General features: G+C 34.9%; 21 protein-coding genes and 1 tRNA gene. 6 read left to right on the forward strand and 16 right to left on the reverse strand.

Annotation, left to right across the window (positions count from 1 at the left end):
- Nucleotides 1-58: 58 nt before the first annotated feature.
- Together A6M55_RS02755 and A6M55_RS02760 are read right to left on the reverse strand one after the other, a co-directional pair.
- A complete protein-coding gene (locus A6M55_RS02755) occupies nucleotides 59-2,290 on the reverse strand; it encodes a fibronectin type III domain-containing protein (protein WP_082892903.1) in 2,232 nt (743 codons plus the stop codon).
- A 213-nt stretch (nucleotides 2,291-2,503) separates the two neighbouring features.
- On the reverse strand, nucleotides 2,504-2,869 hold the full coding sequence (locus tag A6M55_RS02760) for a Rid family detoxifying hydrolase (RefSeq protein ID WP_015029785.1): 366 nt from the start codon (nucleotides 2,867-2,869) through the stop codon (nucleotides 2,504-2,506).
- A gap of 140 nt (nucleotides 2,870-3,009) precedes the next feature.
- Here A6M55_RS02760 and A6M55_RS02765 point away from each other — a divergent pair, with 140 nt between their 5' ends.
- Nucleotides 3,010-3,699, forward strand: coding sequence for a TIGR04282 family arsenosugar biosynthesis glycosyltransferase (locus tag A6M55_RS02765; protein WP_064196363.1), 690 nt, complete (start codon nucleotides 3,010-3,012; stop codon nucleotides 3,697-3,699).
- Here A6M55_RS02765 and coaE read toward each other — a convergent pair.
- The 8 genes from coaE to A6M55_RS02805 form a co-directional block, all read right to left on the reverse strand.
- Entirely contained in the window at nucleotides 3,688-4,278 is a 591-nt protein-coding gene (gene coaE / locus A6M55_RS02770; protein ID WP_015029787.1) for a dephospho-CoA kinase, read from the reverse strand. The genes A6M55_RS02765 and coaE overlap by 12 nt on opposite strands.
- Nucleotide 4,279: 1 nt before the next feature.
- Nucleotides 4,280-5,260: a glycosyltransferase family 2 protein gene (locus A6M55_RS02775; RefSeq protein WP_064196364.1), complete on the reverse strand. Its 981-nt coding sequence runs from the start codon at nucleotides 5,258-5,260 to the stop codon at nucleotides 4,280-4,282.
- 6 nt (nucleotides 5,261-5,266) lie between these two features.
- Complete coding sequence (locus A6M55_RS02780; RefSeq protein ID WP_015029789.1) at nucleotides 5,267-5,608, reverse strand: YbaB/EbfC family nucleoid-associated protein; 342 nt, start codon at nucleotides 5,606-5,608, stop codon at nucleotides 5,267-5,269.
- Between the two features lie 94 nt (nucleotides 5,609-5,702).
- Nucleotides 5,703-7,733, reverse strand: coding sequence for a gliding motility-associated C-terminal domain-containing protein (locus A6M55_RS02785; RefSeq protein WP_064196365.1), 2,031 nt, complete (start codon nucleotides 7,731-7,733; stop codon nucleotides 5,703-5,705).
- 241 nt (nucleotides 7,734-7,974) lie between these two features.
- Nucleotides 7,975-8,667, reverse strand: a complete 693-nt coding sequence (locus A6M55_RS02790; RefSeq protein WP_064196366.1) for a DUF3291 domain-containing protein — start codon at nucleotides 8,665-8,667, stop codon at nucleotides 7,975-7,977.
- A gap of 57 nt (nucleotides 8,668-8,724) precedes the next feature.
- On the reverse strand, nucleotides 8,725-9,447 hold the full coding sequence (locus A6M55_RS02795) for a methyltransferase domain-containing protein (protein WP_064196367.1): 723 nt from the start codon (nucleotides 9,445-9,447) through the stop codon (nucleotides 8,725-8,727).
- Nucleotides 9,444-10,586, reverse strand: a complete 1,143-nt coding sequence (locus A6M55_RS02800) for a type III polyketide synthase (RefSeq protein WP_255364407.1) — start codon at nucleotides 10,584-10,586, stop codon at nucleotides 9,444-9,446. Before A6M55_RS02800 ends, A6M55_RS02795 begins: the two co-directional genes overlap by 4 nt.
- A gap of 63 nt (nucleotides 10,587-10,649) precedes the next feature.
- Nucleotides 10,650-11,741, reverse strand: a complete 1,092-nt coding sequence (locus A6M55_RS02805) for an o-succinylbenzoate synthase (RefSeq protein ID WP_064196369.1) — start codon at nucleotides 11,739-11,741, stop codon at nucleotides 10,650-10,652.
- 126 nt (nucleotides 11,742-11,867) lie between these two features.
- On the opposite strand from A6M55_RS02805, the gene lpxK reads away from it, so the two are divergent.
- From lpxK to A6M55_RS02825, 4 genes are all read left to right on the forward strand, one after another.
- Complete coding sequence (gene lpxK / locus A6M55_RS02810; protein WP_064196370.1) at nucleotides 11,868-12,911, forward strand: tetraacyldisaccharide 4'-kinase; 1,044 nt, start codon at nucleotides 11,868-11,870, stop codon at nucleotides 12,909-12,911.
- Nucleotides 12,912-12,916: 5 nt separating this feature from the next.
- Nucleotides 12,917-14,002 carry a caspase family protein gene (locus tag A6M55_RS02815; protein ID WP_064196371.1) on the forward strand — a complete coding sequence of 362 codons (1,086 nt, stop codon included), beginning with the start codon at nucleotides 12,917-12,919 and terminating at the stop codon, nucleotides 14,000-14,002.
- A 37-nt stretch (nucleotides 14,003-14,039) separates the two neighbouring features.
- On the forward strand, nucleotides 14,040-14,978 hold the full coding sequence (gene queG, locus A6M55_RS02820) for a tRNA epoxyqueuosine(34) reductase QueG (RefSeq protein WP_064196372.1): 939 nt from the start codon (nucleotides 14,040-14,042) through the stop codon (nucleotides 14,976-14,978).
- Nucleotides 14,979-15,055: 77 nt separating this feature from the next.
- Nucleotides 15,056-15,796, forward strand: coding sequence for a class I SAM-dependent methyltransferase (locus A6M55_RS02825; protein WP_064196373.1), 741 nt, complete (start codon nucleotides 15,056-15,058; stop codon nucleotides 15,794-15,796).
- A gap of 2 nt (nucleotides 15,797-15,798) precedes the next feature.
- Here A6M55_RS02825 and A6M55_RS02830 read toward each other — a convergent pair whose 3' ends face one another.
- The 5 genes from A6M55_RS02830 to A6M55_RS02850 form a co-directional block, all read right to left on the reverse strand.
- Entirely contained in the window at nucleotides 15,799-16,416 is a 618-nt protein-coding gene (locus tag A6M55_RS02830) for an ABC transporter ATP-binding protein (RefSeq protein ID WP_064196374.1), read from the reverse strand.
- Between the two features lie 30 nt (nucleotides 16,417-16,446).
- Nucleotides 16,447-17,241, reverse strand: coding sequence for an acyl-ACP--UDP-N-acetylglucosamine O-acyltransferase (lpxA, locus tag A6M55_RS02835; RefSeq protein ID WP_015029802.1), 795 nt, complete (start codon nucleotides 17,239-17,241; stop codon nucleotides 16,447-16,449).
- A 59-nt stretch (nucleotides 17,242-17,300) separates the two neighbouring features.
- Nucleotides 17,301-18,692 (reverse strand): bifunctional UDP-3-O-[3-hydroxymyristoyl] N-acetylglucosamine deacetylase/3-hydroxyacyl-ACP dehydratase, encoded by a 1,392-nt coding sequence (locus tag A6M55_RS02840; RefSeq protein WP_064196375.1) that lies wholly within the window; start codon nucleotides 18,690-18,692, stop codon nucleotides 17,301-17,303.
- Between the two features lie 61 nt (nucleotides 18,693-18,753).
- Nucleotides 18,754-19,806, reverse strand: coding sequence for a UDP-3-O-(3-hydroxymyristoyl)glucosamine N-acyltransferase (gene lpxD / locus A6M55_RS02845; RefSeq protein ID WP_064196376.1), 1,053 nt, complete (start codon nucleotides 19,804-19,806; stop codon nucleotides 18,754-18,756).
- Nucleotides 19,807-19,963: 157 nt separating this feature from the next.
- Nucleotides 19,964-21,199, reverse strand: coding sequence for an HD domain-containing protein (locus A6M55_RS02850; protein WP_064196377.1), 1,236 nt, complete (start codon nucleotides 21,197-21,199; stop codon nucleotides 19,964-19,966).
- 167 nt (nucleotides 21,200-21,366) lie between these two features.
- Between A6M55_RS02850 and A6M55_RS02855 the strand changes: the two genes are divergently transcribed.
- Nucleotides 21,367-21,440 (forward strand) — tRNA-Ile (locus A6M55_RS02855).
- A 281-nt stretch (nucleotides 21,441-21,721) separates the two neighbouring features.
- On the opposite strand, the gene A6M55_RS02860 is transcribed toward A6M55_RS02855, so the two are convergent.
- The gene (locus A6M55_RS02860) at nucleotides 21,722-22,891 is read right to left on the reverse strand and encodes a sensor histidine kinase KdpD (protein ID WP_229235467.1); all 1,170 of its coding nucleotides are present in this window, start codon (nucleotides 22,889-22,891) and stop codon (nucleotides 21,722-21,724) included.
- Nucleotides 22,892-23,166 lie beyond the last annotated feature (275 nt).

Raw genomic sequence — 23,166 nt, forward strand, 5'->3', positions numbered from 1 at the left:
ACAAAAAAGAGGTGTCGGAATTTCCGACACCTCTTTTTTATTTACCCAATATTTATAATTAAAACTTGTACACACGCTTTGTAAGTTGTTGCGTATCTGTACGAAGGCTAATTGTATAAGTTCCTTCTGAGTAATTATTCAAGTCAAGACGATATTCCGTTTGATTTGGAGATAATAATGTTTTAGAAACAACTCTATTCGTGTTATCAGTGATAATAATCATTCCAGAACCTTTCAATAAGTTTTCCGAAACCGAAACTTTTACACCATCAGATGTTGGATTTGGATAAACTTGGAATACCTCATCTGCTGCAATTTCAATACCTGCAGAAGCTTTAGTAAGGGTAGTGATTTCTAATACATTCGTGTAGTCAGAGTTTCCTTTGATATTTGTAGCTCTTACACGATAAGAGTACTTAGTTTTATCTTTTACTGTTTTATCAACGTAAGTAACTTCATTGCGGGCAGTTGTTCCGATTTTTGTAAATGTTTTACCATCATCAGAGCGTTCTACTTCAAAGCCCGCTTCTTTATTAGAATCATCACCCCATGTTAAGCTTACATCAGCAGAAGTTGCTTTTCCTTTTAAGTCATATGGAGCATTTGGAGTAGCGGTTACTGGCATTTCAAGCTTTACTGTGCTTGAATACTTTGATGCACCATATTGATTTGAGGCACTTATTCTGAAGAAATATGTTACACCTTCTTCAATTGGAAGACTTGTCGCAGTAACAGTGTTTGAGTCAAGGTCTGCTTTAAGCACACCTGTTGCAAAAGTTTCATCTGTTGAGCGTTCAAGTGCAAAGCCCCATTCGTCGTTTGAATTATCTTTCCATGTTACTTTGATAACAGTATTACCTAATGCATCATTAGCCAAGGCCGTAGCTAGTTCAGTTGGAGCATAAGGAGGGCCTAAAGTAGTTGCACTAGCCAGATTAGAATAAGGTGATTGACCTTGGAAATTGGCAGTTAAGATTTTGTACCAATAGGTAGTTTTGGGTGAACAAGTATTATCAGAATAACTATCTTCGTAGTTACCAATAGTAGCAATTCTAATGAAACCATCTGTGGCACTCACCGAAGAACGATAAATTTCTTGTGAAACACGGTTGTTTGTTACACCATCTTGCGTACCTAAATTCCATTTCAAATCAATTTGGGTGGTTGAAATAGTTTTTGCAGTAAGATTGAATGCCGGGTTTGGTGCTACCCTTTTCAGCGTAGTTGCTGGCAAAACATTTGAAGGATCACTATCACCACCAGAGTTGAACGCAATAACTCTAAAGAAATATCTTTGTCCTTCATTTAAGTTTGTTGCAGTAAAGCCAAGTTCGCTATTAGCAGAAACGGTACCTATAGTAAACCAAGAGTTATTATCGCTTGATTGTTGTACATAAAATCCTATCGCATTAGGTGCTCCATTTCTCCAGTACATTTTAATGAAGTTAAGTCCTATAGGATTTACGCTTATCAAACCTAAACTATTCGGAGCAATTGGTCTGTCTGGAGGAGTAATGAAAGATGCTGTCGTTGCTCCTGTTACAGACTGGCCAATAATATTTTTTGAATAGATGCGGTATTGATATTGTGTATTTGGTAATGTTGTATTATCAACATAAGAACGTTGACCTGTACCTGAAACACCAGGCATAGTTGCAATCTGAGTGAATGCACCACCACTACTTGAACGCTCGATGATAAATTCGGTTTCATCTGCTGAATTATCATTGAAGTAAATAGTATTTGTTCTTTGTGAATAAGGAGTGGCAACTATTGCATTAGTTGGTGCAGCTGGTATAGCACCTGTTGAAATTTTTAATAAATTACTCCAACAAGATGGTGTATTGCCAGTAGGAGCTGAATTAGTAGGTTCATTAGCCACTGGAGTACATGACCCTATACTTCTTGCAACATCTGCACGTAAAGCCCTAACCCAAATATAATAGGTTGTGTTGGGCGTTAGTCCGTTAAGTGTTGTAGCTCCAGTAGAGCCACTTCCCGTAACAGCAACAGCGGGTGTGACTAAATATGTGGTAGAATCTGTTGAATAAGCAATCTCAAATTCAGTTTCATCAACTGAATTATCTGTCCATGTTAAATTGAGTTTTGTCGCATCACCACCGACTGCAGAACCAGAAAGACCACTAGGGGCAGCTGGAGGTGCGGGTATTGTGACTGTTGTGCGGGCTGCCTTGCCATTTTTATTGATTGATTTTGAACCATTGGAGGCTTCCACCTGCCAAAAAGTTATCATCAACAAAAGTAGAGATAGAAAATAATTTTTTCTCATAGCTGAACGATCAGTTTATGTTATTAATATTGGGAGGGAACTATTGTTTTTTGTAAATATAAAAGAATTTCTTTATTTTAAATCTATCACAATGCATGAAAATTATTTTACGGCAAACTTTATTTCTTAATTAAAGACTCATGCGTAAAATAAACACTTGATAGTCAATATAATGACTTTTTATTAATTTCAAGTCTCTATGACACGAAAATTCTAAGCTACAGCAATTACAGAAATTTCTACATTCACATCTTTTGGAAGACGAGCAACTTGAACTGTTTCTCGAGCAGGTGGCAAGGAAGTGAAGTATTGCCCATAAACCTCATTTACTAGAGCAAAATCATCCATATTTTTTAGGAAAATACTCGACTTTACGATGTTTTCGTAATTCATACCAGCTTCAGCGAGTATATGTCCGATGTTTTCCATTACTTTTTGTGTCTCGGCCTTCAGGTCTCCAGATTGTGCCAGTTCTAGAGCAATTTGGCCAGATACATAGAGTGTATCTTCAACCAATACCGCTTGACTATAAGGCCCAATTGGTGCAGGAGCTTTTTCGGTATAGATAATTTTTTTCATGTAAAAACTATATTAAATGTTTGTTTTGTGAAATGATTTACTTGTTCTACTCAACCTAGTGAGTGATATTTTCGTAAGTTTGAAAAACAAAAATCAGAATAAAACTGAGAATTTACAATTTTAATTACATATTATTTATAATGAAAGCAGGTGCATTGACCGACAAAAATTTCCCCCCAAAATGCGGGGCTGTACAAGAAGAAGCGATTATTATTTTTATTAAAAATCCTCGATTGGGAAAAGTAAAAACGCGTCTGGCAGCGACCCTCGGTAATGAGCGAGCATTGGAGATTTATCATGAATTGATGGCTCACACAATGTTAATCACCAGTGGCCTACCAGTGGATAAGTATTTATTTTATTCAGATTTTGTAGATAATAATGATATCTGGAATAATGAAATGTATAAGAAAAGCGTTCAGCATGAAGGCAATGACCTAGGCTTAAAAATGCTAGAGTCGTTTATGAAATGCATGAACACTGGACATAAGAAAGCATTAATAATTGGAAGCGATTGCCTTGAACTATCTGCTGAACTGATAGAAGATGGATTTAAACTACTTTCTGAAGATTCGGTTGTAATTGGACCAGCCAATGATGGAGGATATTATATGATTGGCTTTAATTTTGAATTACTTTCTGACCCCATTAATTTACTTGAAAATTTGTTTTTAAATAAAGCTTGGAGCCATGAAAATGTACTTAAAGAGGCCATTGAAGTTTGTAAAAAACTCAGTATCAGCATTGCTGAATTGCCTACTTTGACTGATGTTGATGAAGAAAAAGATTATGAAAAAACCAAGCACTTGGCGCTAAAATTAGTGATTTAGTTGTTGGTGAATTGCTAAGATTTGTGGAATAAGTAGTTTCTTCTCGTCGTTTTGAATAATATAATCAGCTATTGAGGCAAACTCCTCTTCTGTTTTTTGTCGAGCAATAATTGCTTTTATTTGTGTCTCACTTCGTTGAGGATCTCTTTGTTTGATTCTCTTAATTCGAATGTCTTCTGGGCAGCTAACTACAATTATTTTATCTAAATCATTGCCTTGTTTTGCCGCATTACTTATGGCTGCTTCACGTAAAACATAACTTTGGTTTTGGTTTTTCTCAAGCCAATTTTGAGTATCGGCCAATACCCTTGGGTGTATTAGTAAATTGAGCATTTGTAATAGGGAAGGGTCGGTGAATACCTGTTCGGCTACCCATTTTCTATTATACAATCCATCTTGGTCGTAGGCTTGTCTGCCTAAAAGCTCTTTTATTTCTTTTCTTAGTTGTAAATCGTTGTTTGTAAGCCAATTAGCTCTTGCATCAGCATAGTAAACGGGAATCTGTAAAAGTTCAAAAAACTTACAAACGATACTTTTTCCCGAACCAATACCGCCAGTTATGCCTATTACTTTCGCCATTTTATACTTGAGGTTTATTTTTTCTCACAAAATACTCCCAAACAATACTTTTGGAGTAAATGGGATAAACTTGTTTAGTTTTTTTTCTTTCAAGCTTCGGAATCATCACATAAAATGCAAAATGAGCTTTGATGATTGCCAGACAATCATTCAATTGGCCATCTAAAACTAATTTTATACCCGAAATGCCATCTAAAATTAACCTTAGCAGAATCGTATAAAATACCTTTCCACTTGGTAGATTTTTATAGAGCATTGCCAAGCCATTTCTGTAATTAAGGAAAGTTTTGCGTGGATTAGATTTGTGTAAAGTGCCTCCACCAACGTGATAAACTTTTGATTCCGATGAATACATGATTTTATAATCTGCATTTTTCATTCGCCAGCATAAGTCAATCTCTTCCATGTGAGCAAAGAAATTTGCATCAAAACCTCCTAAACTATGAAATACATCAGCACGAACAAACATACAAGCACCAGTAGCCCAAAAAATTTCTTTGGTATCATTATATTGACCAGTATCTTTTTCGTAGCTATCAAATACTCTACCTCTGCAAAACGGATACCCCAACCAGTCGATATATCCACCAGCAGCACCCGCGTATTCGAAGTGTGTTTTTTCATGATAACTCAAAATTTTAGGCTGGCACGCTGCAATAGATTCATCATTATCCATGAGTTTTATGATGGGTTCTATCCAGTTTGGTGTTACTTCCACATCAGAATTTAAAAGAACATAATATTGGGCTTGAACTTGTTGTAAAGCCGCATTATATCCTCCTGCAAATCCTTGATTTTGAGCCATTTGAATGACTTTGACTTGGGGGAAATGACTTTGTAAAAAGGCTACTGAATCATCTGTGGAGGCATTATCTGCAATAATTACTTCATTGCCACCAGAATTTTGGATAACCGATGGCAAAAAGGTTTCTAGAAATGTTTTTCCGTTGTAGTTTAAAATTACTACGGCTACTTTGCTCATAGAATTTTATTTAAATAATTTGTCCAAATCCATTCCTGGAATATTAGGCATTAATCCCTCAGTAGATTTTTGAAGTTCTTCTTTGGCTTTGATTTCAACTTTTTCTAAGGCTTTATTTGTAGCCGCTACAATTAAATCTTGCAAAATTTCTCGGTCAGTCGGTTTCATCAAATCTTCATCAATTTCAACACTAACCAATTGTTTTTTTCCATTGGCAGTTACTTTCACCATGCCTGCACCAGCTTCACCCATCTCGGTGATTTTTGCTAAATTTTCTTGAGCTTCTTGCATTCGGGCTTGCATTTCTTTCATTTTACTAGCCATCCCGAAAATATCTCCCATATTCATAGTTGTAAGCGTTTTATTTTCATGCAAATATACAAAAAAGGGCAGTCGATTATAGACTACCCTTTTCAAATAACATATTAAATGGATTTTTGTTTCATTTAAGAAGGACTATCGAACCCGTCTTTTGAAACTTATTTCCCCCAACATCTAAGCCCCAAATCTTGAACCCATAATTACCTGGTGGTGCTTGTGTAATACCATCAGTAGTGGTGCCATCCCAACCAATATTCAAATCATTGCTTTCAAATATTACATTTCCCCAGCGGTCATAGATTTCTAAGTTATATTTTACAATAAATCTACCTTTTGCTACAAAAGCATCATTAGTACCATCAGTATTTGGGGTAAATGCAGATGGAATATACAATTGTACGGGTAAAATAAAAGTATAATCATTTGAATAGGCAGAATAAGAACCTTGTACGGCCTTAACTCTGAATGTAGCAGCCCCATTGGCATTAGGTAAATTTATAATATCCTCAATTTGCTGCTTTAACTCTATGTAATTATTGGTTGAAATATTTACATTTAAAATATTGCCACCGGGTTCAAATGATTCGATGTAATACTGAACAGGTAAAGTAGAAGAAGGGACAGAGAAATCTGTCCAAGAAAGAATATTATCCTGATTTGAGTTTGCAAAAATACTGCAAAACGCAGGTGATAAATCAGAAGTATTGCCACATTCATCTTGATATGCTACTTTATAACAGTATTGCTGTTTTGCAGGGTCAACACCTATATCATCGTAGAAATCATCTGGTGTTCGCATGACTTCAACAAAATTTGAACTACCTCCAACAGAGCGATAAAAAATATACTTACTTTCTTTTGTAGAAAAAAGCTTGAAATTAATTGTATTTGAATTTGAAACCGATACAGTTCCAGTTGTTTTGGCTGGTAATTGTATCGTAATGGCAGGGTCTATTAAAATACTTGGCGATTTTATGATTACCTGATTACTAGCTGGCCCTATGAAAGCCGTAATTTGAAAATTATATTTTTTCCTGCAATCAAGATTATTAAGGGTATATGTAGTTGCAGTTGGTGGTGAAGGTACGTCGGTATTGGCATTAGCTCCAGTAGGTGATTCGCTAAAATCAACGGTATAGCTTGAAACGCTAGGGTCAGGAGTGTTCCAGTTGATGGTTGCTGACTTAGTGCTTGTAATATTTGCTTTTGGGACAATACTGCATACCTCATTTGATAGCGTAGGGTTAGTACAACCATCATTAGCTTTTAATCGAAAACAATATTCATTCGAACCATTCAAACCATTTACATCTAATGTAGCAGATGGTTGACCCGAATTACGTTTCATTTTCTTTCCTGTATCTATCCAAGTGCCATTGTTTGTTTTTTGTTCAAGATTATAATCTTTGTTTTCGTTACCCTCTTTCATCGTGATTTTTACAATCGTACCGCTCGATAAACCTTCTAATTCTGTAAGTTTGGGTGGAATATTAAGCTCAAATGTGTAGCTCTTTGAGCAGGCCGATGTATTGGTTCCACTGATATATTTAGTAATTATACTAGGTTTTGTAGTGGGAGTGCTGTTATATAGGTGAGGTACAACAATTGGAAAATTTGTCAAATCAGTTATTGGTTCTTTATTTCCATCTCCCCAATCTATTTCATACGAGCCATGTTTTCTATTTTTTGGCGTAGCTAAAAATTCAACAGTGATACTATTTGGGGCACAGGAACTTACGCTAATATCAGGGTCTTCAGGCTTGATTACTTCGAAATATTTACATGTTATATAAAACATATTATTTTCTTGGCCACCAAGCATTATCCAATATTTCCCAGGAGCACTAACTGTCCAAGTCTCTTGAAGAGTTGTAGGGAATGCTATATTATCGCCATTTCGAATGTTAAATATATATCCTAAGTTATTAACGAGGGGATTACCAGTTGGAGATACAGGATTTGAAACCGTCACCGTTGCATCTGGATTGAGGCAACCAACTTCTGAACTCATGCTAAAGGTAGTTTGATCAACTAATATCCCTCCACCCGGTTTGATGCACTGATCTGGCTTATTTTCTTGTTGTCCTAAGGTCGAAAAGCTAATAAAGAAAAAGGCTCCCAGCCAAAATAAGATATATTTGAAACGGGACATAGTCAAAATCTTTTCATTTGTTCATTCACCGAATAATGTTGTTTTACAAAAATCATGCCCGATAATTGTATAGTTACTTATAAAACGATGCGATGAATAGAATTATTAAGCAGGATTTGAAAAAATCAAAAAAAAACTGCTTTTGTCAGTTTAGAAAAGAATGAGTATGAGCTTGATAATCAATAAATTAAGTAAAGGTAGTTGGTTGTTTGAGGTTTCGGGTTCATAATAATTAGTACATCTAAATGATAATCGGATTTACACCTTTTATTGTTCCTGTACTAAATACAGGAATAAATCGAGCGAAAAGTTCTTCGGAGTACCACTTTTCATTGTGTGTCTTTTTTACAATTTGAGCGTGTTCTCTTTGTTTATAGGCAAATTGCTTGACGTCATCAAGGCTATCCCAAACTGAAAAAGTAGCTTGTCGGATGAAAGGAACTTCTCCGATACCTACTGAGGTAATAAAGCCTTGAGCCTGATTCATCGAGGCAGATACGATTGGCACATTTGACCAAAAACTTTTTAACTTCGACCAACTGATGGTAGCTCGGGTGAGAACTGCAATCGGGCCAGAATAATTACGGTCAGGTATTGGTTTACCGAAAGGTTCTTTTTTATCCCACTTTCCATGTGATTCGTATGGAATACAACCAATTATCCATTTTTCGTGACAAAAAAAACTCCACCATTTTGAAACCCATGAGTTTTCTTGAAACTTTTCAAAATCTGACTGCTGATTCCAAACACCTAGCATACCCCATTGCTGAAAGTCGGGCTGAATATCGAAAGTGCCGTTTTTGCCACAGCCTAGTAGTTTCCAAAAACTCAAGCCTCTTGTAAAAAAGAGGGGTAAGTGTAAAATGGCCATTGATAAAAAGGCAAAAGGGATAAAGTACTTGGGGTATCGAACAATTGTGAGGCTAACAAACATTGGACTGAAGTAAGATTCTTATTTTAAAACTCTTAGGACTTGAAAATGTTTTAATTATCATTTTTTGACAATAATTAGCCAACGAAATGCCCATTTCCATCTTATTTGATAGTTTTTTATACCAGCTTGTTCAAGTAAATGCACTAATTCATGTCTTCTAAAACCTCTTAGCACTGATAAAGGAGCATCGTTTTTAACTAAGTAAGATTTTGAGAAAAGTTTAGTCAAAATCTTTATTGAATAGTAAGCCAAAGGATGCCGATGTAAATCGGCAATAATAAATCCAGATTGAGCATGTGTATGCATCCATCGGAACATTTCTATTAATTGTTCATCTGTAAAATGATGACAAAATAATGAGTTGAAAATGATGTGAGGTTTTCCTATCGGGAAAGTAGAAGCTTGGTAGTCAGATTGTTCGTAGTTGATGTTAGTTGAATTGAATTTTTGGGCGAAATTTATACAATCGGCTTTTAAATCAATGCCGCATAGTTTGACATTTATTTTTTTCTTACTTAAAAACTTCGCTACGGCCCTTAGGTTATCTCCACCACCGCTACCAATTTCATATAAATTTATATTTTCAGTATAATTTGAAAATATTGAATTATTGATATTATTTGAAAATATAGAATTATCAAATCCATCTATAATTACTGAATGTCCACCTAAATAACGATTGATGAAATCAAGTTCCTTTAGGTTTTGGTAGAGGTCTTCTTGTGGAATGTGTTCATTATCAAGAAGTTCGGATTCATAAGAGCGAGTTTTGAAATTCATTTCTCTAAAATTACACTTTCCATTGTTAAACCAGGACCAAAAGCAACTGCAAAGATATTTCCCTTTTGTTGAGAATTTTCGAATATTTTTTTCAAAACAAATAAAATGGTGGGTGATGACATATTTCCATAATTACGAAGAATATCATAAGAATTCTCCAAATCAGATGCCGATAAACCTAAGGCATTTTCTACTGCTTCAAGTATATTTTTTCCGCCCGGATGTACTGCCCATTCATTGATATCGGCTTGATTGATTTGAAGTTTATCTAAAGAAGCCTTAAGTAAATGCTTCATTTCTTCTTTAATTAATTTAGGAACGTAACTCGACAAGGTCATTAAAAAACCTGTACTCGATAGTCTCCACGACATATCTTTTTGTCCATCTAAGGCTATTTGAGAATAGAATTGTCTGATAGAAAGTCCCTCTGAGGCATCATTTCCTGTAATTAGGCACGCTGCCGAACCATCAGCAAACAAGGTAGAAGAAAGTATGGCATCGGTATCATTTGATTTTTGAAAATGGATAGTACAAAGCTCCGTGCACACCACCAAAACCTTTGAATTGGTATCAGCTCTACAAAAAGCATCGGCTATTTTAAGGGCATGTAGGGCTGCATAACAACCCATGAAATTTACTGAAGTTCGCACAATATTGGTTGATAAGCCCAATTGCTGAATTAATTGTATGTCTAAACCAGGAGCTGATAAACCAGTGCAAGTAACTGTAATTAAGTGGGTAATTTCCTGAATATCAGTATCTTTAATGCAATCTTTAATAGCTTCAACAGAAAGTGCAATAGCCGCATCATTGAAAGAACTCATTCTTGCTTCAAGTGGGGGCATCGTGCAATTATTTCCAAAGAAATTCCATTGCCCTCTGATTTTAGAGAAATCATCAAAGACCGAATAACGGGTTTCTATGCCACTTCTATGATAGAGAATTGGTATTAACTTTTTATTTTTCTCATCAGGATTGTTGGCATCGAGCATAAACTGCATAATATCCTTTTGTTGATGACAAAAAGCTGGTGTGGCTGTACCGATTGAAACAATCTTTGACATGCTGGTTCGAATTTTTTGGCGGGATTGATAATTAATGTACGAAGTACAACTTGAATTGGTTGCCGAAGCTTTCAATTTAAAAAATCATCAAAAAACAATTAAGCTTGTAGATATAAACTTAAAATAAGGAAGATAGTTTTAGAAATTAGCAAGCAAATTTAGGTTCCAGTTTTGTTCGGGTGAGTAGTGGAGGTAACCATTTGCTACAACTAGCGGACTTGGAATATTATTATTATAAAGTGAGCCTGTTCCTAAGCCTTGTGGCATAAGGTTTTTGTATTCAGCAGTAAATTGGGCGATGGCATTTAAGCCAATATTAGATTCGAGAGCAGAAGTCATCCACCAACCAATATGAAGGCGTGTAGCAATCTCAATCCATTCTCGGCAGTGTTGAAGTCCGCCCAAAAGGCTTGGTTTTAAGATTATATAAGTAGGTTTGAGCTTTTTTAGAAGCTGCATTTTCTGTACGTAATCTGTTACGCCGATTAATTCTTCATCAAGAGCAACAGCAATCGCACCGTTTTGACATAAATTGGCCATTGTTTCAGTTTGCTGCGGTTTGATTGGTTGTTCGATGCTATGAATTTGATAATTAGCCAATTGCTTGAGTTTCTGAGGAGCATCATCTACTGAAAAAGCTCCGTTGGCATCAACTCTAAGTGTGATTTCATCGGCCGAGAACTTTTCACGAATACTTGCCAAAATAGCTAATTCTTCGTCAAAATTAATCGCACCAACTTTCATTTTAATTGTCTGAAAACCATTTTCGAGTTTTTCTCTAACCTGTCTAGCCATAAATTCAGCACTACCCATCCAAACTAAGCCATTGATATCTATTGCACGTTTACTCCTTACAAAATCATTATTAAAAATCACTCTTTTTCCCCCATTTAAAAAGTCAAGCAAGGCCGTTTCAAAACCAAATTTGATGGATGGGAAAATATCGTCGATGAGCTGAGAGAGAATAATATTGATATTCCATTCGAATACTTCAAGGTCTAGGCCATCAAAAGTATCACAAATATTTTGTAGTACTTCTTCAAAATTCGGTATATCATCAACACTTAAGCCTTTTAGGGGTGCGGCTTCTCCCAAACCAAAAACCGTTGGATTTTCAGAATCGAAGATTTTTATGAAATAAGTATCTTTCTCAGTATAAACACCTCTCGAGGTTCCTGCTTCAAACCTGAACATCAAAGTGTGCTTCAACCATTTCACTTTCAGACCCATTTAAAAATGCTTAATTTTGGCAAAAGTACAGAAACTTTTGTTTTTAATGATATAATTAGTCGATTTATATACTTTTAGAGATACTCAGCTGTTAAAATTGTAATATTTTACAAAAACCAAACCAACATGAAGTTACTTGTTTTGTTATTTAAAATAACACTTTTTCCTTTATATGGCTTGTATTACGGTATCATTTTTTTAAGAAATTACCTATATGATTCTGGAATTTCTAAATCAATTCGTCCTAAAGTTTATACCATCAATGTTGGAAATTTGAGTTTAGGAGGTACAGGTAAAACTCCTCATGTTGAATATTTGGTTCGTTTGCTCAATAAAAAATATCAAATGAGTACTTTAAGTAGAGGCTATGGAAGACAAACCAAAGGTTTTTTAGTAGCTGATAATCAAGCAAATGCACAAATAATAGGCGATGAACCAATGCAGTATTATTTAAAGTTTGCTCAGGAAATAAAGGTAGTTGTATGTGAAGATAGGGTAGAAGGGGTAAATAAAATACAGACAGAATTTACTGATAATAAGCTGGTTGTATTAGATGACGTTTTTCAGCATAGAAAGATAAATCCACATTTGAATCTTTTACTTACAGAATTCGATCAGCCATTTTTTGAAGATGCTTTGGTGCCATTTGGCCGATTACGTGATATTCGCCAAAGTGCCCGAAGAGCCGATGCTGTAATCGTCACGAAGTGTCCACCTCAATTATCTCAAAATAAAAGAAATGATTTAGAATTCAGTATAAAAAAATATACAGATAGTCAAATTCCCATTTTTTATTCTTCTATTATTTACAGGTCTATAGTGGGTTATATTCCTACAAGTACTTTTGAACTAAATCAACAATGTGTTGTTGTTTCTGCAATAGCAAAACCAGAGAAATTTGTTGAATATTTGAAGACCCAAGTACCTAAGATTCAAAAAACGATTGATTTTCCTGACCATTATGCTTTTTTGAGAGATGATATTGAAAAATTACTCAAAGATTTTGGCACGAATAGTCAGTTTATTAGTACAGAAAAAGATATGGTGAAAATAAAGCCACTTTTAAGTAAAACTGAACAAGAAAAGTTCTTTTATGTACCAATTGAGGTAAATATTGTCGGAAAATCTAATTTCGATGATTTTATTCTACAAGCTATTCAAACTTACTAATATTTATGAAGAAATACTTTTTATTACTCTCTTTGCTCGTTATCAATTTGAAGGGAATAGGGCAGCAAAAACTAGATTACAGCCGAACTTGGGTATTTATGGTTGGTGTTTTAGAGTGGGCTGATGCGAATACATTTGCATCTTTTGATAAGAAAGGAAGGTTAGATACCAAAATCTTGAATTTCTTTCAAAAACAAGGCGTTCCTGCCAGTCAGATGCTTTATTTGAAAGACCAAAAAGCTACTACAAAGGCTGTTAGAGAGGCTTTCGCACCGTTTCTTAAACAAGCCAAAAAAGGCGATGCTTTGTTTTTTTATTATTGCGGGCATGGTTATAAAAATGATGGTGGCAAAGTATGCTTTGCAAATTACCAAGGAGCTGACTGGACAGCCGAAGAAATTGTAAAAACTGTGAATGAAAATTTTGCAGGAAATACAGCCATTTTTACTGCTGATTGTTGTAATTCTGGAGGATTGGCTAAAGAAGTACAAATGTATCCTTCAAGAAATTACGCTGCTTTGAATTCTGTGGTACCCACCGATGTTTCTACTGGTAATTGGACTTTTTCCAATGCTTTGTTATATGGTTTAGAAGGTAGAAACTTTGTGGATATAGATAATAATGGACAAATTCAATTACCCGAACTAGCCCAATATATTGATACAGAAATGGCCATTGTGGAAGGACAAAAATCATTATATTTTGTTCCAAACACAATGAAGAACTTCGAGATAAAAGCTGGCGTTCCAATTAAGAAAAATAGCAGAATTGGAGAAAGAGTTCAGGTTGATTATGACGGTACTGATTGGCTTGGTTTTATTGAAAATGTGGAAGCTGATAAAAGACTAAAAGTTAGATTTTATAGTTATACAAACAATGAGGTTGACGTGGTGGAAGCTTCAAGAGTGAAGGCTTTTAAATGTACTAAAGATTTTCCAATTGGTGCAAGAGTGAAGGTTTACAGCACCAATGATAAAGCTTGGTACGCTGCTAAAGTACTGAAAAAGTTTTCTTGTTTACACTACATTCATTATGAAGGATACGATGATGAATATGATGAATGGGTTTCTACTGACAAAATAAAAAAGTGAATCACTAATTTAATACGCTCAGAATTCTTGCTAAAAAATGCCAAATTTACTCCAAGAACGTTCAAATATCATTAAACAAAAAGCCTTAGAACTGGGCTTTGAGGCTTGTGGTATTTCAAAAGCAGATTTTTTAGAGGAAGAAGCTCCACTCTTAGAAAAATGGTTGAATCTGAATTATCATGGGAAAATGGCATATATGGCCAATCATTTTGATAAACGCCTAGACCCGAGAAAATTGGTAGATGGGGCGAAGTCGGTCATTACAGTTATCTTGAATTATTTTCCAGAAGAGCCACTATCTACCGATGAAGATTCATACAAAATCTCAAAATATGCCTATGGTACTGATTATCATTTTGTTTTGAAAGACAAACTGAAAGATTTAATGAACTTTATTTCAGAAGAAATTGGGGAGGTAAATGGCCGAATTTTTGTAGATTCTGCCCCAGTAATGGATAAAGTTTGGGCAAAAAAGAGCGGAATTGGCTGGATTGGGAAACACTCAAATCTAATCACAAGAGAGATAGGGAGTTTCTTTTTTATCGGAGAAATCATTTGCGATTTAGAATTACAAACCGATTCTTCCATGAAAGATTACTGTGGTACTTGCACACGTTGTGTTGATGCTTGTCCGACCGATGCGATTGTGCAGCCTTATGTAGTTGATGGCTCGAAATGCATTAGTTATTTTACGATTGAATTGAAAGAAGCCATTCCAGATGAGGTAAAAGGGCAATTCGAAAATTGGATTTTTGGCTGTGATATTTGTCAAGATGTATGCCCGTGGAATCGTTTTTCAAAACCTTCAGAGGTGCCAGATTTTAGGCAACACCCTGATTTAAAGAATTTTACTAAATCAGATTGGGAGGAAATTACACAGGAGGTTTTCCAAGAAATATTTCGAAGAAGTGCTGTAAAGAGAACAAAATTAGAAGGCTTAAAACGTAATATTAGTTTTGTCAAATTGGCTGATTAATTCTTGAATGTTTGAAGAATGAAAGTTCTACATAAGTATGAGTAGTATTCCGTTAAACACTTTACATTTATTAAAAAATGGCAGTAAAAGATAATTTTTCAAATCAGGCAAGTATTTACGCTCAGTTTCGCCCAACTTATCCGCAAGAAGTTTTTGAGTATTTAGCTAAAATTGTCGTCAACAAAGAAATTGTTTGGGATTGTGCCACAGGAAACGGTCAGATGGCCAAGGAATTAGCTAAAATTTTTGATAGCGTTTGTGCAACTGATATTAGTCAAAAACAGCTTGATAATGCTTTTCAAGCTTCAAATATTACCTATTCCATTGCCAGAGCAGAAGAAACTCCTTTCGCCAATGATACTTTTGATTTAATAACGGTAGCACAGGCAATACACTGGTTTGATTTTGAAAGATTTTATACCGAAGTAAAAAGAGTTGCCAAGCAAGATGCTGTAATTTTTATCATTGGTTATTCGATGCCTCGGTTTGAGGGAATAATAGATGAGATTTTGCAGGATTTTTACTGGAATATCACTGGCCCTTATTGGGATGCCGAAAGAAAACACATTGATAATCACTATGCATCTATTCCATTTCCTTTTGAAATAATTGAGTGTCCAAGTTTTAGTAATGAATATTTATGGACGCTCGAAATGGCAGAAGGATACTTTAACTCATGGTCTTCAATTCAGCATTATATCAAGAAAAACGGCAAAAATCCAGTAGAAGGTGTCATTGAAAAATTGAAAGAGCATTGGAAATACCGCCAGCATGTATATTTTCCTTTGTTTACAAAAGTAGGGAGAATACAAAAATAGGCTTATTTATAATCTCTAATATCAACAATATTATTGCAGAAAGTATATTCGTTGGGTTGATTTGAGCAGATAATTAACAACCGATTTTCAGTCTGTTTTTCAATTTGTTCTAAATACCAAGCAGTTCCTTGAGCATCAAGGTTTGAGGTGGGTTCATCAAGTAGAATGATGGGAGCTTCCGAGTAAAAAGATAAACCAAGTTTGAGGCGTTGCTTCATACCCGATGAAAAATTCTTGATTGCCTTGTCTTTATGGGGCGTAAGTTGCAGATAATCAAGTAGTTGATGGGAAGTAATATTGTCTTTAAAAGGCTTGAATTTCTGATGAAATTCAATTGATTCAAGCAAAGTAAATTCTTCAACTAATTCGAGATAAGGTGCTGCAATAACAATTTTTTTGTAGATATCATCAAGAGAAACTTCCACGCCATTGAGTGTATATGAAACTTTCCCTTCAGAATGTGGCATTACACCAATAAGCACTTGTAAAAGAGTGGATTTTCCACTACCGTTAGGCCCGACAAAGGTATAACTTTTACCTGTATCAAACCTTAAATTAACGTTTCGGAAAATCCATTCTTTACGAAATTTCTTACCTAAATTCTCTAACTCAATTGTCATATATTTACAAATATCTCGTTGGGAAGAGAATTATTCTTCAGCCCCTTTCTTTACAGGACTTTTAATAATACCACGCTCAGAATTTGAAATAAAGTTTAAGATTTCATCACGTTCTGGTGTTGCTGGAAACTCTAACTCTACTTGTGTAATCGCATCGGTATTATTTAAGCCACGAAGATAGATATAGCGATAAATTGCCTGAATTTCGGCGATTTTTTCATCAGAACAGCCTCTTCTACGAAGTCCAACTGAATTGATACCTGCATAAGATAGAGGTTCACGAGCAGCTTTTATAAACGGCGGTACATCCTTACGGATTTGTGAGCAACCGCCAATATAAGTGTGTTTTCCAATCTTAACAAATTGTTGTACGGCAGTCATACCTCCGATATTGGCATAGTCGCCAACAGTGATGTGTCCAGCTAATTGTACGCAGTTAGCTAAGATTACATTATCTCCAATGATACAGTCGTGTGCAATGTGTGCGTAAGCCATAATGAGGCAGTTTGAGCCTACTTCCGTACGCATTTTGTCTACAGTACCTCGGTTCACTGTTACACATTCGCGAATCGTAGTATTATCGCCAATGATTGTGACAGTATTTTCGCCTTTATACTTCAAATCCTGAGGAACAGCTGAAACTACAGCTCCAGGAAAAATTTTACAATTTTTGCCAATTCTGGCACCTTCCATGATAATCGCGTGTGAACCTATCCAGGTTCCTTCGCCAATTTCTACATCCTTATGGATTACGGCAAATGGCTCGATTACTACATTTTGTGCAACCTTTGCATCGGGGTGTATATACGCCAACGGTTGATTCATTTTTTAGGTTTGTTTCTTAAACAGGCAAAACTCAAGGTTTACCTAAATCTATTAGATTATTATTTTGCTTTTTTTACCAAGCGAGCAGTCATATTAACATCGCACACGAGTTTCTTACCAACCCATGCTTCACCGTGCATTTTAGCTACGCCAAGTCTGATAGGAGCAAGAAGTGAGCATCTAATAATTAACGTATCACCAGGTAAAACGTTGTGATAGAATCGACAATTATCGATACCTACCAAATATGGCCAATAACTTTCTGGGTCGCCAGTAGTGGTTAATACTAAAACTCCACCAGTTTGAGCTATGGCTTCTACTTGAATGACACCTGGCAGTACTGGGTTTTCAGGAAAGTGACCCGTAAATTGAGGTTCGTTCATAGTGACATTCTTTACCCCTACAACTGTTTGACCATCGAGATATACAATTTTATCTACGAGTGCAAATGGATAACGGTGGGGTAAGAGTTTGGCAATGTCATTGATATTAAATACAGGAGGTGTATTTGGGTCGTATTGTGGTGTACTTTTAGCTGAGTCGCTAATATGTTTTTTGATTTTCTTGGCTAAAGCAACATTTGGTGTATGACCCGGACGAGCTGCCAAAATATGAGCTTTCAGCGGGCGACCAACTAGGGCTAAATCTCCCATTACATCGAGTAGCTTATGACGAGCTGGTTCGTTCGAAAATCTAAGTGGCATATCATTCAGGATACCCGTTGTGCCAACTTTAATTTTTTCTTTACCGAGTAAAGAGGCTAGATTTTCAACTTCTTCTTCAGAAATTTCGCGATCAACAATTACTACGGCATTATCAATATTACCACCTTTGATTAGCCCTGCTTTAAACAAAGCTTCTAATTCGTGTAAAAAAACGAATGTACGACACGGAGCGATTTCCTGCTTAAATAAATTAATATCGTGTAGTTGGGCATGTTGGCTATGTAATACATTTGAATTGTAGTCAACCATGACAGTTAATCTATAATCATTTAAAGGTAAGGCTGCCAACTCAATGCTTTGGTCATCATTACGGAAATGGATAGCTTCTTCGATTTCATAGTAATTACGAAGAGCACCTTGTTCTTCAACTCCTGCTTCTTCAATTAATTCTACAAATTTAATTGCACTACCATCAATAATCGGAATCTCAGGGCCATCGAGTTGAATTAAAACATTATCAACTTGTAAACCAACTAAAGCTGCTAAGATATGTTCGGTGGTATGTATTCTTACACCCTCTTTTTCTAAAACAGTACCTCTCGACGTATCCACTACATAATCTACATCGGCTTCGATAATTGGCTTATTGGGCAAATCAATACGTTGAAATTTATATCCATGATTGATAGCTGCTGGATTTAAAAGCATTGTTACTTTTTCGCCAGTATGAAGACCTACACCTGTGATAGATACTATTTTTTTGAGGGTTTGTTGTTTAACATTCATTGTAAATCGTACTTATTTTTCTTTAGGCAAATGTAATTTTTATATTGAATAGAGGAATTGATTAAACCAAAACGCCTTGTTGTTGAAGTTCAAGAAATTGCTCTTCCAAGGCTTTTACTTGCTTTTCAAGAGCTGGAAGTTTTCTTAGAACTGCCATCGAACGCAAATAATCATTGATTTCAAAAGCCGGATTACCATTTAAAGAAGTACCAGGTTTTTTCACTGTTTTTGTGATGCCTGCTTTTCCTCCTGCTTTTGTGCCATCGGCAATGGTGATATGTCCGTTTATACCTACTTGTCCACCAATTACGCAATTTTTACCAATCTTGGTTGAACCTGCTACTCCAGTTTGTGCAGCAATTACTGTATTTTCTCCGACTTCAACATTGTGAGCAATTTGAACCAAATTATCAATTTTTGCTCCTTTTCTAATGATTGTAGAACCCATAGTGGCACAATCAATCGTTGAATTAGAACCAATACTTACATTATCTTCGAGAATAACATTACCGAGTTGAGGGATAGTTTTATAAGTTCCGTCAGCTTGTGGTGCAAATCCAAAGCCATCGCTTCCTACAATAACACCCGAATGAATTACACAATCATTGCCAATGATACAATTGGCATAAATTTTTACTCCTGCATATAAAATAGTGTTATCACCAATTATCACATTATCTCCGATATATGCTTGCGGGTAAATTTTAACGTTTTTTCCAATTTTGCAGTTTTTACCAATGTACGAAAATGCACCTTGATAAATTCTTTCACCAATCATTGTGCCTTCGCCTACAAATGAGGGTTGTTCTACACCTACTTTTGAAGCGTCAAGCATTTTTTGGTATTCTTCTAATAATTGAGTAAATGCTATATATGGATTTTCAACGACGATTAATGTTGTAGTATATGATTTTCGTGGTTCGAATGTGCGACCAACAATTACGGCAGAGGCTTGGGTAGTATAAAGATAAGGCTCGTATTTTTCATTAGAAAGAAAAGAAATATCTCCTGCTTTTCCTTCTTCAATTTTTGCTAACTGGCTAACCGTGAGCGATTCATCTCCCTTTACATCACCATTTAGCAAGAGTGCTATTTGCTTAACCGTAAATTTCATAAATTTGGTGTTATGCAAGTTTTAGCTTGCGAAAGTTTTTGCGTTAGTAATTTAACCTTTTATTCTATCTTCATACTTATGAATGAAGAAGATAAGTGGTTTTATTTAAAATAATCTTCAAATAATACAAAAAGTATATCTTTTATTCGCAAAGTCACTACAAAGATACGTTTTTGCCCCAACATACATAGTATTTTTTCACGATGTTGCTCAATGCCTTGATTGTTGGTAAGTCGGATGCATCAGCAATATCGACAACATTTTTGTTTTTTGTTAAGATATTGATTGTTTCATCTCCCGAAACATAACCTTTATTACTTACATCACCTTGTGTGATGAAATAACTCAAATCCGCTTCTGGAATTCCCTTTTCGACTAATGTTTGTTTGATATTTTGAATGAAAGAATCTTCTATTGGAAAATTTGAAATCTTGACTTTGTACAAATTTCGGTTTAATAAATCTTTGCAAATCGTTGATAAAATTGGGTCTTTACTGTGTTGCCAAGTTTTTATGCAAGCCCAAATATCATAGTCATCAATTTCGGTAAATGCTTTTAAATATTTTTCTTCCTCTTGGAATGATTCCAGAGAAATTTCTTCTTTTAAAAATAATTCAAAGGAGGGGGTAACAAATAAATCGTTTCCTATTTTTATTAATTCTCTAGCACGGCGAATAATTTGTATCAACATGGCTTCTGTACAAATTGAAGTCTTATGAAGATAAACCTGCCAATACATTAACCTTCTTGCGTTTAAAAAGTTTTCTACACTTAATAAGCCTTTTTCTTCAACTACCAATTGATTATCGACCACATTGAGCATTTTAATGATTCTGTCAACACCAATTGTCCCTTCGGCAACCCCCGTAAAGAAACAATCTCGATTGAGGTAATCCATCCTATCCATGTCAAGCTGACTTGAGATAAGCTGATGAAAAAACTCTCGGTGATAGGTTCCATTAAACATTTCGATGGCTAAATCGAGTTGCCCATGAAATCGCTCATTCAATTTTTCCATCAATAAGGCTGAAATATGTTCGTGATGAACATCATTCAAGATAGTGTATTCAAGTACATGAGAAAAAGGCCCATGACCAATATCATGCAAAAGAATAGCAATTTGAGCGGCTTCAATTTCAACATCTAATAAAAAATGTCCTTTGGCTTGCAAAACTTGCAATGCTTCACCCATCAAGTGCATCGCACCCAACGCATGGTGAAAACGTGTATGTAAAGCACCCGGATAGACAAACTCAGCCATCCCTAATTGTTTAATACGACGTAAACGCTGAAAAAAAGGATGCTCGATTAAATCAAAAATTAAATCGGAAGGCACACTTACGAAACCATAGACGGGGTCATTAAATATTTTACGTTTGTTGGTCATGTTCATACATGGCTTTAGCAGGTAAACAAAGTTATTACTTTATTTCTTGCTACTTTCCAAAAACAACGCAAAGAAGACAATTTTAGTTGTGAAGTGGCGAAAAATGAAGATAAAATTTTGGAGTGAAAAAAGAAATGTCTATTTTTGCACCACAAAACCAAAAAACGGTTTTAGGGCCTATAGCTCATTCGGTTAGAGCAACTGACTCATAATCAGTAGGTGCCTGGTTCGATCCCAGGTGGGCCCACAGAAAAAAAGCCTGATAATCAAGTGATTATCGGGCTTTTTTGTATTTACTATACCTACTGTTAAATTTAAAAGATTTTTGAGCTTTTGATTTTTTCTTAATTGAAAGACACCTAATAAAAATATAACTCAAGCCTAAAAGGCTTGAGTTATATGGTCGTTGGAATATGTACCAACTATAAACAAACTCTATAAAATCATACTGAACTATTCAAATGTTCAGATTGCTTAATGATAAACCAAATTTAATGCGTTTGAAATTAAAACAGATGAATAATGGTTTTATACTGCTTTAGATGGTGATGAAGTGCTTTTAGTATGATTGGGAAGCTTAATTGAAACGGTTGTTCCTACCCCAATTTGGCTATTTATTTCAAAAGAACCCTTATGATTCTCTATCATTTCTTTGCAAAGAGAAATGCCTAGACCAGTACCTTTCTCACCATTAGTCCCATTATTAAGTTTGGGTTTTAAGAATATGTGTGTTAAATCTTCTTGTTGAATGCCTATGCCGTTATCTTCAATAGTAACTAAAGTATCATCTACTTGTTGAAGTGCACTTATTACAATTTGACCATTATTTTGTGTAAATTTAATAGCATTGTTTAATAGGTTACGGATCGTAATTTTTATTTGTTGTTCATCTCCCCAAATACTTAAATCGTTCGTGAAATTAGTTGACAATTTTATATTTTTTTGGATGAGAGCTTCTTTGTATAGTAATAATGTTTCATTGATTAGATTACTAAATAGAATATTTTGATAATTAGGTTTGGTATTTTTGATTTGTGAAAAAGAGTAGATTAATAAATTATCTAACAATAAGTGCATACTATTAACATTTTCACTGAGTCTTTGTGAAAGGGTTTTAAATTTTTCTTTACTGATATTATTACTTTCAAAAAGTTGAAGTAAACCCTTTAGTGAAATGATAGGTCCTCGTAGATCATGTGCGATAATACTAAATAATTGGTTCTTAACATTATTTGAAATTTTTAGCTCGGCTGCTTGTTGCTCAATAATATCTTTCTGACTTTGTAGCTGGTTGTTAAAATCAGCTAATGTTTCGTAATCTCTTTTATAATAGAATACTGCGATAAGTGCAACTACAACCATAGAGATAACAACCGTAAGATCATCAAAGACTTCTGAAAGTTCCATTGGAATAAAGTTATAACGTATAACTTTGAAAATAAAGAGTAATGATAAGTTTGATATAATACCAATGTTCCTAGAAATTGTATTATCAAATAGTCCACATAAAGCAATAATCGGTATAAAAGCATTCTCTAAATTCCCTCTGATAACCTGACTTTGCAAATTATTATAAACCATTCCAGATAAAATACAAATTGCAGGAAAGTAGATAAAGTGAGTTGCTAATTTTACATAACTTTTTTTTAAAAAGTAAAAAGTGGGTAAACAACAGAAGATTAAATATATTATATTCAATTTAGGATGCCCAATTTTATCTCTGAAGCTAATGTATGTGTAGATGATATTAATAATCGTAAATACGAATAAAGTTACCCTTAAAAACATAATTTGCCTTTTTAAAAAAGAGCTATTACTAAGGTTAGAATAGTTAATCATATGTATAAAAGTTAGTAAAGTATAAGGCAATATTAAGACAAGTTTTCTAAGAATTCACTAATAAACTACGTAATTTATCACCCAGCCACGTTGTTTGAATACTTTTGCGTTTATGTATGAATAAAGTTTGTATA

This window comes from Emticicia sp. MM, from assembly GCF_001649495.1.

What these genes read in the sequence shown, in the direction of transcription:
- A6M55_RS02755 (WP_082892903.1), bottom strand. Translation starts at nt 2,290, where the DNA reads ATGAGAAAAAATTATTTTCTATCTCTACTTTTGTTGATGATAACTTTT.
- A6M55_RS02760 (WP_015029785.1), bottom strand. Translation starts at nt 2,869, where the DNA reads ATGAAAAAAATTATCTATACCGAAAAAGCTCCTGCACCAATTGGGCCT.
- A6M55_RS02765 (WP_064196363.1), top strand. Translation starts at nt 3,010, where the DNA reads ATGAAAGCAGGTGCATTGACCGACAAAAATTTCCCCCCAAAATGCGGG.
- coaE (WP_015029787.1), bottom strand. Translation starts at nt 4,278, where the DNA reads ATGGCGAAAGTAATAGGCATAACTGGCGGTATTGGTTCGGGAAAAAGT.
- A6M55_RS02775 (WP_064196364.1), bottom strand. Translation starts at nt 5,260, where the DNA reads ATGAGCAAAGTAGCCGTAGTAATTTTAAACTACAACGGAAAAACATTT.
- A6M55_RS02780 (WP_015029789.1), bottom strand. Translation starts at nt 5,608, where the DNA reads ATGAATATGGGAGATATTTTCGGGATGGCTAGTAAAATGAAAGAAATG.
- A6M55_RS02785 (WP_064196365.1), bottom strand. Translation starts at nt 7,733, where the DNA reads ATGTCCCGTTTCAAATATATCTTATTTTGGCTGGGAGCCTTTTTCTTT.
- A6M55_RS02790 (WP_064196366.1), bottom strand. Translation starts at nt 8,667, where the DNA reads ATGTTTGTTAGCCTCACAATTGTTCGATACCCCAAGTACTTTATCCCT.
- A6M55_RS02795 (WP_064196367.1), bottom strand. Translation starts at nt 9,447, where the DNA reads ATGAATTTCAAAACTCGCTCTTATGAATCCGAACTTCTTGATAATGAA.
- A6M55_RS02805 (WP_064196369.1), bottom strand. Translation starts at nt 11,741, where the DNA reads ATGGGTCTGAAAGTGAAATGGTTGAAGCACACTTTGATGTTCAGGTTT.
- lpxK (WP_064196370.1), top strand. Translation starts at nt 11,868, where the DNA reads ATGAAGTTACTTGTTTTGTTATTTAAAATAACACTTTTTCCTTTATAT.
- A6M55_RS02815 (WP_064196371.1), top strand. Translation starts at nt 12,917, where the DNA reads ATGAAGAAATACTTTTTATTACTCTCTTTGCTCGTTATCAATTTGAAG.
- queG (WP_064196372.1), top strand. Translation starts at nt 14,040, where the DNA reads ATGCCAAATTTACTCCAAGAACGTTCAAATATCATTAAACAAAAAGCC.
- A6M55_RS02825 (WP_064196373.1), top strand. Translation starts at nt 15,056, where the DNA reads ATGGCAGTAAAAGATAATTTTTCAAATCAGGCAAGTATTTACGCTCAG.
- A6M55_RS02830 (WP_064196374.1), bottom strand. Translation starts at nt 16,416, where the DNA reads ATGACAATTGAGTTAGAGAATTTAGGTAAGAAATTTCGTAAAGAATGG.
- lpxA (WP_015029802.1), bottom strand. Translation starts at nt 17,241, where the DNA reads ATGAATCAACCGTTGGCGTATATACACCCCGATGCAAAGGTTGCACAA.
- A6M55_RS02840 (WP_064196375.1), bottom strand. Translation starts at nt 18,692, where the DNA reads ATGAATGTTAAACAACAAACCCTCAAAAAAATAGTATCTATCACAGGT.
- lpxD (WP_064196376.1), bottom strand. Translation starts at nt 19,806, where the DNA reads ATGAAATTTACGGTTAAGCAAATAGCACTCTTGCTAAATGGTGATGTA.
- A6M55_RS02850 (WP_064196377.1), bottom strand. Translation starts at nt 21,199, where the DNA reads ATGAACATGACCAACAAACGTAAAATATTTAATGACCCCGTCTATGGT.